At 62.5% G+C, this 13,553-nt stretch carries 13 protein-coding genes and 1 tRNA gene; 8 read left to right on the forward strand and 6 right to left on the reverse strand.

Annotated elements, in window-relative coordinates; genetic code table 11:
• Nucleotides 1-110: 110 nt before the first annotated feature.
• Nucleotides 111-2,165, forward strand: a complete 2,055-nt coding sequence (locus D580_RS0107925) for a capsular polysaccharide biosynthesis protein (protein WP_231363521.1) — start codon at nucleotides 111-113, stop codon at nucleotides 2,163-2,165.
• 103 nt (nucleotides 2,166-2,268) lie between these two features.
• Here D580_RS0107925 and D580_RS16165 read toward each other — a convergent pair whose 3' ends face one another.
• Complete coding sequence (locus D580_RS16165; protein ID WP_081617259.1) at nucleotides 2,269-2,553, reverse strand: type II toxin-antitoxin system RelE family toxin; 285 nt, start codon at nucleotides 2,551-2,553, stop codon at nucleotides 2,269-2,271.
• A complete protein-coding gene (locus D580_RS15335) occupies nucleotides 2,543-2,794 on the reverse strand; it encodes a type II toxin-antitoxin system Phd/YefM family antitoxin (protein ID WP_038043402.1) in 252 nt (83 codons plus the stop codon). The genes D580_RS16165 and D580_RS15335 overlap by 11 nt, the downstream gene beginning before the upstream one ends.
• 345 nt (nucleotides 2,795-3,139) lie before the next feature.
• Between D580_RS15335 and D580_RS16170 the strand changes: the two genes are divergently transcribed.
• The 5 genes from D580_RS16170 to D580_RS0107950 all read left to right on the forward strand — a co-directional run bounded on the left by D580_RS16170 (nucleotide 3,140) and on the right by D580_RS0107950 (nucleotide 5,492).
• On the forward strand, nucleotides 3,140-3,421 hold the full coding sequence (locus tag D580_RS16170) for a type II toxin-antitoxin system Phd/YefM family antitoxin (RefSeq protein ID WP_231363522.1): 282 nt from the start codon (nucleotides 3,140-3,142) through the stop codon (nucleotides 3,419-3,421).
• Nucleotides 3,421-3,849 (forward strand): type II toxin-antitoxin system VapC family toxin, encoded by a 429-nt coding sequence (locus tag D580_RS0107935; RefSeq protein ID WP_018953874.1) that lies wholly within the window; start codon nucleotides 3,421-3,423, stop codon nucleotides 3,847-3,849. Before D580_RS16170 ends, D580_RS0107935 begins: the two co-directional genes overlap by 1 nt.
• A gap of 249 nt (nucleotides 3,850-4,098) precedes the next feature.
• The gene (locus D580_RS16175) at nucleotides 4,099-4,638 is read left to right on the forward strand and encodes an REP-associated tyrosine transposase (RefSeq protein ID WP_081617260.1); all 540 of its coding nucleotides are present in this window, start codon (nucleotides 4,099-4,101) and stop codon (nucleotides 4,636-4,638) included.
• 195 nt (nucleotides 4,639-4,833) lie between these two features.
• Entirely contained in the window at nucleotides 4,834-5,073 is a 240-nt protein-coding gene (locus D580_RS0107945; protein ID WP_026289815.1) for an antitoxin, read from the forward strand.
• A complete protein-coding gene (locus D580_RS0107950; protein ID WP_018953877.1) occupies nucleotides 5,070-5,492 on the forward strand; it encodes a type II toxin-antitoxin system VapC family toxin in 423 nt (140 codons plus the stop codon). The genes D580_RS0107945 and D580_RS0107950 overlap by 4 nt, the downstream gene beginning before the upstream one ends.
• A 237-nt stretch (nucleotides 5,493-5,729) precedes the next feature.
• Here the strand turns inward: D580_RS0107950 and D580_RS0107955 are convergent.
• The 4 genes from D580_RS0107955 to motA form a co-directional block, all read right to left on the reverse strand.
• A tRNA-Val gene (locus D580_RS0107955) sits at nucleotides 5,730-5,804 on the reverse strand.
• 68 nt (nucleotides 5,805-5,872) lie between these two features.
• Nucleotides 5,873-7,957 carry a SulP family inorganic anion transporter gene (locus D580_RS0107960; RefSeq protein ID WP_018953878.1) on the reverse strand — a complete coding sequence of 695 codons (2,085 nt, stop codon included), beginning with the start codon at nucleotides 7,955-7,957 and terminating at the stop codon, nucleotides 5,873-5,875.
• A gap of 484 nt (nucleotides 7,958-8,441) precedes the next feature.
• Nucleotides 8,442-9,314, reverse strand: coding sequence for a flagellar motor protein MotB (gene motB, locus D580_RS0107965; RefSeq protein WP_018953879.1), 873 nt, complete (start codon nucleotides 9,312-9,314; stop codon nucleotides 8,442-8,444).
• A gap of 6 nt (nucleotides 9,315-9,320) precedes the next feature.
• Entirely contained in the window at nucleotides 9,321-10,178 is an 858-nt protein-coding gene (gene motA / locus D580_RS0107970) for a flagellar motor stator protein MotA (protein ID WP_018953880.1), read from the reverse strand.
• 158 nt (nucleotides 10,179-10,336) lie between these two features.
• Between motA and D580_RS0107975 the strand changes: the two genes are divergently transcribed.
• Both D580_RS0107975 and D580_RS0107980 read left to right on the forward strand, forming a co-directional pair.
• Nucleotides 10,337-11,767 (forward strand): HDOD domain-containing protein, encoded by a 1,431-nt coding sequence (locus tag D580_RS0107975; RefSeq protein ID WP_018953881.1) that lies wholly within the window; start codon nucleotides 10,337-10,339, stop codon nucleotides 11,765-11,767.
• 209 nt (nucleotides 11,768-11,976) lie between these two features.
• Nucleotides 11,977-13,548, forward strand: a complete 1,572-nt coding sequence (locus D580_RS0107980; protein WP_018953882.1) for a PAS domain-containing methyl-accepting chemotaxis protein — start codon at nucleotides 11,977-11,979, stop codon at nucleotides 13,546-13,548.
• Nucleotides 13,549-13,553: the final 5 nt, after the last annotated feature.

A 13,553-nucleotide genomic window follows, 5' to 3' on the forward strand; every position in this document is an offset into this window, starting at 1 on the left:
CCTAACTCCTAACTCCTAACTCCTAACTCCTAACTCCTAACTCCTAACTCCTAACTCCTAACTCCTAACTCCTAACTCCTAACTCCTAACTAACAACGAGCGTACATACCTTGGTTGCTGTTCTCGGCGTCTGTTCCCGGAAGTTGAGCCGCGATGGCGCCGCGGCGGCGTTGCTGGGGGCGCAGTTGAAATATGTCGCACCGGGACGGGCCCCCGCCGGGGTTTCGGCCATGGTCGGCTGGGGTCGAAAGACGCCTGCACTTTGCGCCCGCGTCCTGGCCGAGAAGCACGGCCTGCCTTTCATCTCCGTCGAGGACGGCTTCCTGCGCTCCTTCGGTCTCGGCGTGACAGGTGCGCGGGCCCTCTCGGTGGTGGTGGATGATCTGGGCATCTATTTCGATGCCCGTTCTCCCTCGCGGCTGGAGCAGTTGCTGGAAAAAGGGGACTTCGGAGCCGAGCTGATCCGGGATGCCGAACGCGCCCTGGAGCTCCTGCGCTCCGATCACCTGACCAAGTACAACACGGGCACGGACGTGCCGCCGGGGACCTTTGCGCCCGGCGTTCCCCGCGTTTTGGTGGTGGACCAGACGGCAGGCGATGCGTCCATCGCCGGGGGGTTGGCCGCCGCAGATTCGTTTGCCCGGATGCTCGACGCGGCGGTGACCGAAAATCCCGGTGCGGAGGTGTGGATCAAGACCCACCCAGATGTGCTGGCCGGAAAACGCGAGGGGTGCCTTGGCGGGGCGCGCGCGCGTTCCGATGTCCGCTGGATCTCGGAGGACTGGCATCCCCATTCGCTGCTGGCCCATTTCGACCGCGTCTACGTGGTGAGCTCCCAGATGGGTCTGGATGCCCTGATTGCGGGGCGTCCCGTCACCTGCTTCGGTGTGCCGTTCTACAGCGGCTGGGGGCTGACCGACGATCGTGTGACCTGTGAGCGCCGCACCGCAAGGCGCAGCCTCATCGAACTGATCGCGGCCGCCTACCTGCTCTATCCACGCTACCTTGATCCAGAAACAGGCGGGGCGGGGGATTTTTTCCAGGTGGCCCGTTTCATCCGTCGCCAGAAGGCGGTCCGAGCAGGGTTCCCGAAGCGGGTCTTCTGCGTCGGATTCGAGTTCTGGAAACGGCGCTACGTGCGTCCATTCCTGCCGGCGGATGAGGTGCGGTTTTCGCGCTCCGTTGCCGCCCTTGCCCGGTCGGATGTGACGGAAAAGGATGTGCTGCTGTGCTGGAGTGCGCCATCCCCGGAACTGCTTGAATGTGCGGAGACGATGGGCATCCCGCTGTGGCGCATGGAAGACGGGCTCTATCGGTCCGTGGGTCTGGGTTCCGATCTGATCCGGCCGATGTCGCTGGTCGTCGACAAGCGGGGCTTGTACTTCGATCCGCGCGGGCCATCCGATCTCGAGCAGCTGCTCGATGCGGGCTGCTTCACGCCGGAGGAGCTGGAGCGGGCCCGGGAGGTCCGCGAACTGATCCTCAGGCATGGCCTGACCAAGTACAACATCGAGCCCCGCGAACCCGTGAGCTGGCCGAGCGGCGGGAGGCCGGTGGTGCTCGTGCCGGGCCAGGTGGAGGACGATGCGTCAATCATGTACGGCTGCGAGTCGGTGCGCACGAACCTGGGACTGCTGGAGGCGGCGCGGGCGGCCTGCCCGGAAGCGTTCATCGTGTTCAAGCCCCATCCCGACGTGGCGTCCGGCAACCGACGCGGGTACGCGCCTGAGGCCACGGCGTTGCGCCATGCGGACCTGATCGAAACGCGGGCGAGTGTCGTTTCGTGCATAGAGGCGTCGGACGCGGTGCACACCATGTCCTCGATGGCGGGTTTCGAGGCATTGCTGCGTGGGAAGAGGGTGGTGGTCTATGGTCGGCCCTTCTATGCGGGCTGGGGACTGACGGAGGACAGGCTTTCGATCCCTCGGCGAACGCGCAAGCTTACGCTGGAGGAGTTGGTCGCAGGTGCTTTGTTGCGGTATCCCCTGTATTGGGACTGGGAGCTTAAGGGGTTTACGAGCTGCGAGGTGGTGTTGCGGCGTTTGATTGAGGAACGTGACGCGTTGGCTGCAACGGGTGAGCTTGAAAGACTCAGGACAGGTTGGTTGCGACGACAAGGGCGTAAAATTCGTGCGCTGCTGGCTGGTCTCAGGTCGGTCGCTTGATGGGTGCGCTGCGCTTCACCCATCATACGGGTTCGGTTGGGTTTGTAGGATGGGCAAAGCGATAGCGTGCCCATGCGGTTATGTTCAGTCTGCTTCGCTGCAATCAGGTACGCTTTCTGAGCGACGCGTAAACTTTGCCTTTTTCTCGTTTCCCAACGGCAAGAACATATACAAGTAACTCGTCATCCACAACTTCGTACACTAGCCGGTAACCTGCTGAGCGAAGTTTGATTTTGTACACCGAGTCGTAACCGCTTAACTTATCCGCAGGCACTCGGGGATTGTCTAATCGTTCTGCCAACTTCTTCTTGAATTGGCTCCTGATAGGTGCGCCAAGCTTTTCCCATTCTTTGAGCGCGGCTGGAAGAAACCGCAGCTTATAGATCATCCAACGACACCGCTATTGCTTGGTCTTTGTCACCACGGCGTTCCTCGACAAGCTGCGCGAGCTCGTAGTCTTCGAGCATGTCTATCAGTGCTTCGTAGGTTTCCGCAGGAATGAGGTAGGCTGCTGGTTTGTTGTGATTTAGCACAGCGATGGGCGATCCGCTGGCCTGGGCAAGCAATGCGGATGGATTTTTCTTTAATTCTGAAATGCTTACGGAGAAATCTGCTAAAACTTGACGCATATTAATAGACCACTATTTAGACCTAATTATGGGTTTTATGTTAGTGCAAATTGAGCGGCGGTACAATCAGCGGCGCAACACAACAATGACAATCTGATGGGCGCGCTGTGCGCTTCGCCCATCCTACGGGTTCGGGGTGTTTGTTGGTTTGTAGAGATGGGCAAAGCAGAGCGTGCCCATGTGGTTATGGAACCCGATGGGCGCGCTGCGCTTCGCCCATCCTACGGGACTGGATTTGGGATATTGGTCGGGTGTAGGTGGACAAAGCACCGCGTGCCCAGGCGGCCCCGAGACGTTTCCCTGGCCTTGTATCGCAACCTGTAGGTTTGCCAGGAGTTATAAGGTGTGTACAATAAACGTGTACACATTGCCGGGTCCAAGGTTATCGCAATGAAAACGATCAATGTTCGGGAAACCAGGGAAAGGCTTTCTCACCTCTTGGATGCTGTGGCTACCGGTGAGGAGATTGTCATTCTTCGACATGGAAAGCCTGCCGCTCGCTTGACAGCGCCACAACCTGAGCCGGTTCGCTTCCTCGACCGCTCCTCGCTCAGGAGCGCGTTGCCGCCGTCCAAGGAAAATGCCGCCGCTGTAGTACGTCAGCTTCGGGACGAAGAGCGTTACTAATGCTTTACTTTGATACCAGTGCTTTGTTGCCCTATTACCGCCAGGAGCAGGCCAGTGAACAGGTTCAGGCACTGTTGCTCGCTCAGTCGGAGCCAGTGCTCATCAGCCATTTAACTGAGGTGGAAGTTGCCAGTGCCTTGGCGCGATGGGTGCGTGTGGGGGAACTGAATGAGCCTGATGCCAACCGGATTGAAAGTGCGTTTTGTGATGATGTTCGCCAAGGACGTTTTGTGCGTTGTCCTATTGATACCGCACATTATCAACGCGCCATCCATTGGATTGGCATGCACAAGACAAGCCTGAGTACCCTGGATGCGCTTCACCTCGCCTGTGCCGAGTATTATCAGGCCTGTTTGATCACAGAAGATGATGCGCTATTGAAAGCTGCTTCCTTCTTTGGTTTGGATGCCAAGCGTGCGGATGGTTAGAAATATAATGGGCGCGCTGTGCTTCGCCCATCCTACGGATTCGGCGTGTTGGTTGGATTTGTAGGATGGGCAAAGCGATAGCGTGCCCATGCCGGTAAGGTCTGATGGGCGCGCTACGCTTCGCCCATCCTACGGATTCGGGGTGTTGGTTGGATTTGTAGGATGGGCAAAGCAAAGCGTGCCCATGAGTCTTGAGGCCCAATATCCACCATAATCTAACTACCCACTCAGCAGACAAGGAGGTCTGTTATGACTGGCTATCGAAGGCTTTATATCCCCGGCGGTTGTTACTTCTTCACGGTTGTCACGCAGGATCGCAGTCCCATTCTGACTGCACCTGCCGCGATTCATCGGTTACGCGAAGCGGTCCGCAGGACCATGGCTGCGCATTCGTTTCAGATCGATGCCATGGTGATCCTCCCTGATCATATTCATGCAGTATGGCGCCTTCCGGATGGTGATCAGGATTTCCCCGTGCGCTGGCGCAAGATCAAACATTTCTTCAGCATTGGCCAGGCTCCAGGTTTACAGCGGAAATCTTTGGCAAGACGCAGGGAGAAGGGTGTCTGGCAGCGCCGGTATTGGGAACATGCCATTCGGGATGAACTGGATTGGCGACGGCATGTTGATTATGTGCATTACAACCCTGTGAAGCACGGCTATGTGGCCAGTCCTGGGGATTGGCCACACAGTTCATTTGCCAAGGCTGTGCGTATGGGGTGGTATCCCGAAGGGTGGGGGACTTCGGTACCCGTGGTATTGAAGGGCATGAGGTGTGTGGGGGAATGATGATGGGTGCGCTGCGCTTCACCCATCCTACGGGTTCGCCGAATTTGTTGGATTTGTAGGAGGGACAAAGCAACGCGTGCCCATGCGGTCGAGGAAACCAGATGGGTGCGCTGCGCCCATCCTTCTCTGCTCGGTTTGCCATTCCATGGATTAAGGCATATGCTAAGCATATGCCATTTTGGGTGGAGGATTCTCATGTCTGCAGAGCGTCATGTCAGGTTGTTTCGTAATGGACGTAATCAGGCCATTCGGATCCCCCGGGAATTTGAACTCGATGTGCAGGAGGCGATTATCCGACGCGAGGATGATCGCTTGATTATCGAGCCCGTACGGAGAGTGAGTTTGTTGGCCGTGTTGGCAACCTTGCCGCCAATCGAGGAGAAATTTCCGGATGTCGATGCGGGGTTGCCGGCGTTGGATGATATTGATCTATGAGTTCGCCGCGTTATTTGCTGGACACAAATATTATTTCGGAGCTGGTTCGCCATCCGCAGGGCGTTGTGGCCAAGCAGATTGCCGCAGTTGGCGAAACAGCGGTGTGTACATCGATCGTGGTAGCCGCCGAATTGCGGTTTGGGGCGGCGAAGCGGGATTCGGTACGCCTGACAAATCAGGTGGATGCAATCCTGGGGGCGATGGATGTATTGCCGCTTGATGCGCCAGCCGATAGCGCATATGCGCGATTGCGAGCGGCGCTTGAGAAATCCGGTCGGCCGATCGGTCCTAACGATATGTTGATCGCCGCACATGCCCTGGCTGCGGAGTGTGTTCTGGTTACGGCTAATGCGGATGAGTTTTCCCGGGTGCCGGGTTTACAGGTGGAAAATTGGCTTGCCGGTTTGGTTGGTGAATAGTGCGCATGATGGGTGCGCTGCGCTTCACCCATCCTACGGGTTCGGCATGGTTGATGGGCTGTAGGATGGGCAAAGCAACGCGTGCCCATGCGGTCGAGGAAACCCGATGGGTGCGCTGCGCTTCACCCATCCTACGGGATGATCGTCACGTTGGCGTCACGTTCATCGGTTGTTGTTCTGCTGAAACAAAAACGGCGACTCGGATTGTTCCGTAAGTCGCCGTTTTTGCATCATTTTTGGTGGGCGGTAGTGGGATCGAACCACTGACCCCTGCCGTGTGAAGGCAGTGCTCTACCGCTGAGCTAACCGCCCAGAAAGCGCTGCATCATAGCCATAGTTCCGGCTTGCGTCAATGCCTCCGCTAGGGTGCGGGCGCCCGATCAGGCGCCCGCTTTTTCCTCGCCGGATGTGCTGGCTTTTTCTTCCGCCTCGATCCACTCCTGCACCGCCTTGATGGAGGCGTCGGTGGAGCGGAACACGTACTTCTCGCCGATCACGTCGTACAGGCCGGTGCGCTTCATGAGGTCCAGGACCTGGGCCTTGACGCCGGCGATCACCAGGGTCACGTCGCGTTCGCGTAGGCGGCGGGCGAGGCCACGGATGGACTCCTCACCGGAGGCGTCGATCTCGTTGATGCCCTTGGCCACGATGACCAGGTAGCGGGCGTTGGGATGGCGCGCGGCCAGGTTGAGGATGGCGTCCTCGAAGAAGGCCACGTTGGCGAAGTAGAGCGAGCCGTCGAAGCGCATGATGCAGACCTTCTCGGTGGTCTGAAGGCCGTAGAGCTGGGCGTCGCGCAGGGTGCCGTCCTCGTAGCGGGCTAGTTCGGAGACCCGGGGGTGCATGCGCCGGTACAGGAACAGGATGATGGCCAGGCCCGCTCCGGCAATGATGCCGAAATCCAGGTTCGGGGCCGCGGCCAGGGTGACGATGAAGGTGATGATGGCAGCCACACCGTCGTGCTTGTGCGCCTGCCAGGCGTGGTGCACGGCGTGGAAGTTCACCAGGCCCACCACCGCCATCATGATGATGGCTGCCAGCACTGCCTGGGGCAGGTGGTAGAGGAGGGGGGTGAGGAACAGCAGGGTGGCCAGTACCACCAGGCCGGTGATTACCGAGGACAGGCCGGTCTTGGCGCCTGATGTCAGGTTCACCGCCGAGCGGGAGAAGGAGCCGCTCACGGGGTAGGCCTGGCTGGCGCTGCCGACGATGTTGGCCAGGCCCTGGCCCACCAGTTCCTGGTTGGGATCCAGGCGCTGGCCGGTCTTGGCGGCCATGGCCTTGGCAATGGCGATGGCCTCGGTGAAGCCCACCAGGGCGATGACGAAGGCGGAGGTAATCAGGGCCGTGAAGGTGCTCCAGCCGAGGCTGGGTATGCTTAGGCTGGGCAGGCCCTGGGGCACGTTTCCGACCACGGCGCCGCCGCCGTTGAGCAGCACGCTGTCCTCGCTGCTGCGTGCGATGCGCCAGGTGGGGCCGCGGGTTTCAGCGCCCTCGGGGACGGTCTCGCGCTGGTAGTAGAGGGTGGGCTCACCGGGCACGGCGCGCAGTTCCAGGTCGCGCAGGCGACGCTCCAGCAGGGTGGCCCGCTCGCGTACCTCCTGGGCCTCCAGGCGGGTGCGGTCCATCTCGTAGCGCAGGTTCAGGGCCTCCATGCCTTGCAGGCCGCGCAGTTCCTGTTCTGCCCGACGTACTTCATCCTCCAGCAGGTCGGCCCGCTGGTCGTATTCCTTGGCCTCGCGCACCAGTTCGCGCACCTCGGCGTCCGCCAGCGCGTCCAGGGGCACCTGCAGCTTGCGCTCGAAGCCGGTGGCCCAGCTGATGATGATGGCCACCGCCACCACCAACAGCACGCCTGGGAAGCGAGGGTAGTACTTTTTCAGTGCCCACATGGCGACGATGGCGCCGACGCCCATGGCCAGGGTGGGCAGGTGGGTGTCACCGACGCGCAGCAGCATGTACCAGATGTTGACCATGAAGGCATGGTCGGTATCCAGGGGCAGGCCGAAGATCTTGTTGAGCTGGGACAGGCCGATGATGATGGCCGCGGCATTGGTGAAGCCCACGATCACCGGGTGGGAGATGAAGCTCACGAGGGCACCCATGCGGAACACGCCCATGGTCAGCTGGATCAGGCCGACCAGCAGGGCCAGCACGATGGCGAGCGCGATGTATTCCGACGAACCCTCCGCCGCCAGGGGGATCAGGGCGGCGGCGGTGAGCAGGGAGACCACGGCCACCGGGCCGGTGGCCAGCTGGTTGGAGGATCCCCACAGGGCGGCCACCATGACTGGCAGGAAGGCGGCGTACAGGCCATAGACCGGGGGCAGGCCAGCCAGCTGGGCATAGGCCATGGACTGGGGGATGAGCACCAGGGCCACGGCGATGCCGGCCATCAGGTCGGCCCGGACGTTCGTTCCGGTCAGGGGAAACCAGTTCAGGAAGGGAAAGATGCGCTTGATCATGGAAGGAAGTCGCCTGGTTATTTTGAATTCTTTTGCACAGCCCCCGGCCATCGCGGGTCAAGCGCGACGCGCCAGGGACGTTTCCGGGTCCAGGAGCCTGTCGGGCTTAGGTTACACCTACTGCGCCGGTGGGAGAGCGAGGCTCGCTACGGGCACCTAAGTCTGACCGGCTCCTAGGCCGGTGAATCTTTCAGTGTTCTGTGGACGCTCGACCCTCTGCGGGGCCTTGTCTGCCGTGGTGCCTGGCTTCTAGCCAGGGGGCGCGGCTCGGTGTCGGCATCGCGCTTGCGCCGCGCAACGGCCCTTGTCCGAGGGGGCGGGAGCCACTGTGCGCAGCGCCCGGCACATGTCCCGAGCACATCGTGGGCGCACATATTAACAAAATCTGATCTAAGGCTGAATCGGCGGGACCGGTCGCCCGCCGGACCGGGTCAGGTTCGTAGGATGGGCACGCTGCGCTTTGCCCATCCTACGGGGGTGCGGGTCAGTCGCGCAGTTCATAGACTGCGGCCTCGCTTTCCTTGGCAATGGCCGCCTCGGTCTCCCGGGTCATGACGATGATGCTGATGCGCCGGTTGATGGGGCTCTCGGGGTTTGCCTTGTCGAACAGCACCGTGGAGGCCAGCCCCACCACCCGGCCGATCTTGGCCTCCTCCATGCCACCGGCCACCAGGGCGCGCCGTGCGGCATTGGCCCGGTCCGTGGACAGCTCCCAGTTGCTGTAGTTGGGGCGCAGGAACGGGCGGGCATCGGTGTGCCCGGTGATGCTGATCTTGTTGGGCACCTGGTTGATGAGTCCGCCTAGCTCCTGGAGGATGGCGGCCGAGTAACTGCGCAGCTGGGCGCTGCCCAGGTCGAACATGGGGCGGTTTTCCTTATCCACGATCTGGATGCGCAGGCCCTCGGGTGTGATGTCCAGCAGCAGCTGGTCCTTGAAGGGCTCGAGCGCCTGGCTGCGCTCGATGGCCTCTTCCAGGGCCTGCATCAGGGCTTCCAGGCGTTCCTTCTCCTGCTGCGCAGCCAGCTCTTCAAGGGTCTCGGCGTCCAGGTCAGCCAATTGCTCGGGGGCCATGTCAATGGCGCCTTCGAAGTCGATCAGCGACGGTGAGGTGCCGGTACCAGCTTCAAAGGCGGGGGTGGGGCTGGCTCCCATGAAGGCTGAGGGGTTCTGAAAGAACTCGGAGATGGCGGCCTTCTGCTCATCGTCGGTGAAGCCGAGGATCCACAGCAGCAGGAAGAACGCCATCATGGCGGTGGCGAAGTCGGCGAAGGCGATCTTCCAGGCCCCACCGTGGTGGCCGCCCTTCTTGATGATCTTCTTGACGACGATCGGCTGCTTTTTGTCATCCAGCGCCAAGGCGCATCACTCCTTGGTGCCGCGCAGATGCTGTTCCAGTTCCTGGAAGCTGGGGCGCAGGGTGGAGGCCATGGTCTTGCGGCCGAACTCCACCGCCACCTGGGGGCTGTAGCCCTGCACGTTGGCCAGGATGCAGGCCTTCAGGCAGGCGTAGAACTTGGCCTCGTCCTCGGCGCGGCGCTCCAGGGCCGTGCTCATGGGGCCGACGAAGCCATAGGCCAGCAGGATACCCAGGAAGGTACCCACCAGGGCAGCGGCCACCTTGCCGCCGATCTCCTCGATGGGGCCACCCAGGGAGTCCATGGTGTTCACGATGCCGAGCACCGCCGCCACGATACCGAAGGCGGGCAGGGCATCCGCCACCCGCTGCACCGCATGCCCGGGCTCGCCCACCTCGTGATGATGGGTCTCGAGCTCGATGTCCATGAGGTTGTCCAACTCGAAGGGGTTCATGCTGCCGCTGACCACCAGGCGCATGTAGTCGGAGATGAACTCCACCACGTGATGGTCCTTAAGGATGCTGGGATATTTCTGGAAGATCGCGCTCTCGTGGGGCTCCTCGATGTCCGGTTCGATGCCCATCAGGCCTTCCTTGCGGGCCTTGGTGAACAGGTCATAGAGCAGGGCGAGCAGGTCCAGGTAGTGGCTTTTCTTGTACTTGGGGCCGCCCATCAGGGCGGGGATGCCCTTGAAGACCTTGATGATGGTCTTCATGGAGTTGGAGATGACAAAGGCGCCTAGTGCGGCACCGCAGATGATGACCACCTCGTAGGGCTGCCAGATGGCCAGCAGCTGTCCGCCATGGGCAACGAAGCCGCCGAACACGGCGACCACGACGATGATGGCGCCAAGGATCAGGTTCACGAACAGACTCTCCCGTGTCGTTGATGCGTTTGGGGCGCACAGGCCGGTGGATCGGCTTGAGTGTCCCGGCGCCGGAGCCAATAATACCCAACAAACCCTCACGGCGGGTACCGGTCAGATGCGGTTTTCCACCCTCCGTCGCTTACGGAACATGCCCCTTGGACAAGCCGATAACCCCTGCCGTCTCGCATCTTGCCGGTGAAGCGGCGGCCGCCAGTCCCGACGAACTCCCCCTGCTCAAGGGCACCGCGGCCCGGGTGGCGGAGCTCTCGGGCGACAGCCGAAGCTCGGTGAAGACGCTGGCCGCCGCCGTGATGGGCGATCCCGCCCTTGCCCTGCGCCTGCTGCACAAGGCCAATGCCGTGCCACACCGGCATTTTCGCAATGAGGTCTCCACCCTGGAGGACGCCGTGCGCATGCTCGGCACCCAGGCGTTGATCCGCATGGCCACGGATGCGCCGGTGGCCGACGAGCGCCTGGATGCAGCCAGTCTGCCGCGCTACCGACGCAGTGCCGGGCAGGCCCTGCTGGCCGCGCGCCTGGCCACCGAGTGGGCCGAGAGCCGCCATGACATGTCACCCCCGGAGGTGGCCCTGGCCGCCCTGATGTACAACCTGGGAGAGCTCTTTCTGCTGGCCCATGGCGATCGGCGTATCGGCCGTTACCTGGAACTGGTGGGCGACAGCCACGTGCTGCCCCACGAGGCGGAATATGTCTCACTGGGCGAGAGCCTGGAGGAGCTGGGGCTGGTGCTGGCGCGGCACTGGAAGCTGCCGGAGATGGTGCGTGAATCCATGCGTGCCCGGAACGCGCAGCACCTGCGCACCCTGGGCGTGATGCTGTCCGCGCAGATCGCCCGGGACGCCCTCTCCGGGTGGCGCCATCCCATGCTGACGGCGGACCTGCGCCTGGTCGGGGCCTTCCTGGACGAACCCGCCAAGCGGGTGGTCGAGCGCATCAACGACGTGCTGGAAGGCTTCAACGGCGATGCGGCCTATTACGGACTGGAGCCGTTGCCGGCGCTGGTGCTGGACGAACAGGGCCGGAGCATCGCCCAGGACGAGACCTGGCAGGCCCATTTTTGTCTTGCACCCAGGGCCGACGATTTCGCCGCCTGCCTCAAGGCCCTGCGTGGCGGGGCCGCGGACAGGACCCAGGTCCTCAAGGCCCTGGTGCGCGGCCTGCACCACGGGCTGGGGCTCAACCGCGTGGCCTTCGCCGCCCTGTCGGCGCAGCGGGAATACCTGGTGGGGGAGCATCTCCAGGGCACGGACTTTGAGCCCGAGTTCAACCGTTTCCACCTCCCCCTGGCGGAGGCCGGCCTGTTTGCCCGCCTGATGGACAAACCCGCCGCCTTCTGGCTCAAGGCCGACAACCAGGCCAAGGCCTGGCCCCAGGTGCCGGAGCGGGTCCGGGATCTGGTGGGGGTGCGCAGCTTCTTCGCCATGTCCCTGTTCGTGGGGGACAAGCCCCTGGGGCTGGTCTATGCCGATCGCCGCAGCAGCGAGTGCGAACTGGACGCGCGCAGCTACGAGGCCTTCCGTCTGCTGGTGCGCATGGCCGGGCAGCGCATCGAGCAGCTGCTGTAGGCTCAATGGCAGTGAATTCCAGATGAGCGGATATACCGGACTGACCCGCATCAATACCCTTCCCCCGGCCTTCTGTAATACTGCGCTCCTGATTCAAGAATCCTGATCGGCGGCCGATTCATTCTGATAGGGCGCCATCGCGCAACATCCCTTAATCCTGATCATGGCCAGCCCCGTGGGCGGTCAAGCAGCCCTTTTGCGGAGAAGACATGAAGAAAAACCTGCCCGTGACCGGTAAGGAGATCCCCATTCCCCAGGGGAGAACCCTTATTTCATCCACCGACCTCAAAGGGATCATCACCTACGCCAACGACACCTTCGTGCAGGTGAGCGGCTTCAGCTGCGAGGAACTGCTGCACAAGAACCACAACGTGGTGCGTCATCCGGACATGCCGCCGGCGGCCTTCGAGGATCTCTGGAAGACGGTAAAATCCGGCAAGGCCTGGATGGGCATCGTCAAGAACCGCTGCAAGAACGGCGACCACTACTGGGTGGATGCCTACGTCACCCCGGTTTACGAAAACGGCCAGATCGCCGGCTACGAGTCGGTGCGCGCCATCCCGCGCCGGGAGGACATCGGCCGTGCCGAGCGTCTCTACCAGAAGCTCTGGAAGGGCAAGGTGAATCTGGCCCGGCGTTTCTACCATGGCGTGATCCCGCGCATGGTGGCCGGTCAGTTGCTGATCCTGCTGGTGGCCTTCCTGCTCGTCTCCGCGGGCCTGGGCCTCGCAGGCACCCTGGGCGTGTTCGCCGGCGCGGGTGTGCTGTCCGCCGCCCTGGCCGTCTGGTTGCTCAACCCCGTGACCCGGGTCGCGGCACAGGCGCGCAAGATCGTCGACAACCCGGTGATGGAGGCGGTCTACACGGGCCGCCGCGGCGAGGCAGCCCAGATAGAGACCGCGCTGCATTTCCTGGAGGCGCGCCTGCGCACGGTGCTGGACCGCATCAGCGTGAGTGCCGAGGACCTGGAAAAGGCCGGTCGCGAGACCTCCAGCACGGTGCACGAGACCGTACAGGGTATCGACCGCCAGCGGGGCGAGACCGATCAGGTGGCCACCGCCATGAACGAGATGAGCGCCACGGTGCACGAGGTGGCCTCCAACACCGCGCTCGCCGCCGAGTCCGCGCGCCAGGCGGACAACGAGGCCCGCGCCGGCAAGGCGGTGGTGCACGAGACCGCCCGCGCCATCGAGAAGCTCGCTGACGAGGTGGAGCAGACCGCCCACGCCATCGAGAAACTGGAGAAGGACAGCGACGAGATCGGCAAGATCCTGGACGTGATCCGGGGCATCGCCGAGCAGACCAACCTGCTGGCGCTGAACGCCGCCATCGAGGCGGCCCGGGCCGGCGAGCAGGGCCGGGGCTTCGCGGTGGTGGCCGACGAGGTGCGCACGCTGGCCAGCAAGACCCAGGAATCCACCCACACCATCCAGGAGATGATCGAGCGCCTGCAGGCCGGCGCCCATCAGGCGGTGCAGGTGATGGAGTCCAGCCGCAACCAGGCCCGCAAGGGCGTGGAGCAGGCGGAGGAGGCGGGCCAGTCCCTGGACCGCATCGCCGAGGCGGTGACCCGCATCAACGACATGAACGCCCAGATCGCCACCGCCGTGGAAGAGCAGAGCGCCGTGGCCGAGGAGATCAACCGCAACGTGGTCAACATCCGCGACGTGGCGGAGAACAACAACGAGATCGCCGCGCGCACCGAGTCGTCCAGCGAGCGGCTGGTGAGTCTCTCCCGGGATCTGCATGCCCTGGTGCTGCGCTTCGGGGCAAGCCGATAATGCCG

Origin of the sequence: Thioalkalivibrio sulfidiphilus (genome assembly GCF_000377945.1) — a bacterium.
Classification (GTDB): Bacteria; Pseudomonadota; Gammaproteobacteria; order Ectothiorhodospirales; family Ectothiorhodospiraceae; genus Thioalkalivibrio_A; species Thioalkalivibrio_A sulfidiphilus_A.

Excerpts from the sequence above, each read along its gene's own strand:
- D580_RS15335 (WP_038043402.1), bottom strand. The coding sequence starts at position 2,794 with ATGCGTCAAGTTTTAGCAGATTTCTCCGTAAGCATTTCAGAATTAAAG.
- D580_RS0107935 (WP_018953874.1), top strand. The coding sequence starts at position 3,421 with ATGCTTTACTTTGATACCAGTGCTTTGTTGCCCTATTACCGCCAGGAG.
- D580_RS16175 (WP_081617260.1), top strand. The coding sequence starts at position 4,099 with ATGACTGGCTATCGAAGGCTTTATATCCCCGGCGGTTGTTACTTCTTC.
- D580_RS0107950 (WP_018953877.1), top strand. The coding sequence starts at position 5,070 with ATGAGTTCGCCGCGTTATTTGCTGGACACAAATATTATTTCGGAGCTG.
- D580_RS0107960 (WP_018953878.1), bottom strand. The coding sequence starts at position 7,957 with ATGATCAAGCGCATCTTTCCCTTCCTGAACTGGTTTCCCCTGACCGGA.
- D580_RS16165 (WP_081617259.1), bottom strand. The coding sequence starts at position 2,553 with ATGATCTATAAGCTGCGGTTTCTTCCAGCCGCGCTCAAAGAATGGGAA.
- D580_RS0107980 (WP_018953882.1), top strand. The coding sequence starts at position 11,977 with ATGAAGAAAAACCTGCCCGTGACCGGTAAGGAGATCCCCATTCCCCAG.
- D580_RS0107945 (WP_026289815.1), top strand. The coding sequence starts at position 4,834 with ATGTCTGCAGAGCGTCATGTCAGGTTGTTTCGTAATGGACGTAATCAG.